Source organism: Pseudomonas sp. RGM2987 (assembly GCF_022952855.1).
Classification (GTDB): Bacteria; Pseudomonadota; Gammaproteobacteria; order Pseudomonadales; family Pseudomonadaceae; genus Aquipseudomonas.
On the sequence record NZ_JALJDX010000038.1, the window covers coordinates 1 to 2,044 of the forward strand.

Consider the following 2,044-nt stretch of genomic DNA (forward strand, 5'->3'; position numbering starts at 1 on the left):
GTGTTTCAGTTACTGTAAATGTTTCTGACACACCGCCTTCGCGAGCAAGCCCGCTCCCACAGAGGGACCACAGGCCTTGAGGTCGACGCGATCAGCCGCGATGACGCCCGCGGAAGTAATTGATCAAGCCTTGGGTCGAGGCATCTTCGGCCGGGCTTTCTTCGGTGGCGACCAGGCGGTTGTAGACACCTTTACCCAGTTCCTTGCCCAGCTCCACGCCCCATTGGTCGAAGGCGTTGATGCCCCAGACCACGCTCTGCACGAACACCTTGTGTTCATACAGCGCCACCAGCGCGCCGAGACGACGCGGGCTGATGCGCTCGACCACCAGGGTATTGCTCGGGCGGTTGCCCGGGATCACCTTGTGCGTGGCCAGCTTCTGCACTTCGTCCTCGCTCATGCCCTTGTCACGCAGCTCGGCTTCGGCTTCGGCGCGGGTCTTGCCGAGCATCAGCGCCTGGCTCTGGGACAGGCAGTTGGCGTACAGCCACTGGTGGTGGTCGGCCACCGGGTTGAAGCTGACGATCGGCACGATGAAGTCGGCCGGGATCAGTTGCGTGCCCTGGTGCAGCAATTGGTGGTAGGCGTGCTGGCCGTTGCAGCCGACGCCGCCCCAGATCACCGGACCGGTGTCGGTGGACACCGGCGTACCGTCCTGGCGCACGCTCTTGCCGTTGGATTCCATGTCCAGTTGCTGCAAGTGCTTGGTGATGTTGCGCAGGTAATGGTCGTACGGCAGGATCGCGTGGCTTTGCGCGCCCCAGAAATTGCCGTACCACACGCCCAGCAACGCCAGCAGCACCGGCATGTTCTGTTCGAACGGGGCGCTCTGGAAATGTTGGTCCATGGAATAGGCCCCGGAGAGCAATTCCTTGAAGTTCGACATGCCGATGGCCAGGGCGATCGGCAAGCCGATGGCCGACCACAGCGAGTAGCGTCCGCCGACCCAGTCCCACATCGGGAAGATGTTTTCCTCGCGGATGCCGAAGGCCACGGCGGCGGCGTTGTTGCTCGATACCGCGATGAAGTGGCGATACAGCTCCGCTTCGGAACCGCCCTGGGCGAGGTACCAGGCACGGGCGGCCTGGGCGTTCTTCAGGGTTTCGAGAGTGTTGAAGGATTTCGACGAGACGATGAACAGCGTCGTCTCGGCACGCAGCTTCATGGTCAGCTCGTGGAACTCACTCCCGTCGATGTTCGCCAGGTAGTGGCAGCGCACACCCTTGTGGGTGTAGGACAGCAGCGCTTCGGACACCAACTGCGGGCCGAGGAAGGAGCCACCGATGCCGATGTTCACCACGTCGGTGATCGGTTTCTCGGTGTAGCCGCGCCACAGCCCGTCGTGAATGCGGCCCACCAGGTCGGTGATCTGGTTCAGGACCTTGTGTACGTCGGGCATCACGTTGACGCCGTTGACCAGCAACTTGTCTCCCACCGGGCGGCGCAGGGCGGTGTGCAGGGCCGGACGGTTTTCCGAGGCGTTGACGATTTCGCCTTCGAACAGCGACTTGATCGCGCCCTTGAGGTCGACTTCGTTGGCCAGGCCCACCAGCAAATCGCGGGTCTGGGCGTTGATCAGGTTCTTCGAGTAATCGAGAAACAGGCCACAGCTCGACAGGGTGAATTGGTTGAAACGCTGCGGATCGGCATTGAACGCTTCGCGCATGCTGAAATCCTGCATGGCTTTGCGGTGGTCATTCAGCGCTTGCCAGGCGGGCAGAGCGGTCACGTCTTGAGGGGTTCGGTAATACGCCATCGCTGCGGGTTTCCTTTTTACTTGAACGACCTTTTGTGCACTTGAAATTCCGACGCGGCTTTGGGCGGGCGTCCGGAGACTGCGTCGAGACGATCGCCGGACGCAGGGCGACTACAGTAAACCTCGCGTGACGATCTGTCTTGACTTTGTCAGACCGCAAGCCGGTACTTTTTTATACATTGGGGTCGGAAGGGCGGCGACGGGCGGGGCTGTTTGCGGCGGCGGTCTTAAAACCGACCTGATTCATTGTGGGAGCGGGCTTGCTCGCGAAGGCGGTGTGTCAGTCAA

The 2,044-nt window shown here is 61.5% G+C and carries 1 protein-coding gene; it reads right to left on the reverse strand.

Annotated features, from left to right (window positions below; translation table 11 throughout):
• Nucleotides 1-91: 91 nt before the first annotated feature.
• Nucleotides 92-1,756, reverse strand: coding sequence for a glucose-6-phosphate isomerase (gene pgi, locus RGM2987_RS00210; protein ID WP_245138107.1), 1,665 nt, complete (start codon nt 1,754-1,756; stop codon nt 92-94).
• Between the last annotated feature and the right edge of the window lie 288 nt (nt 1,757-2,044).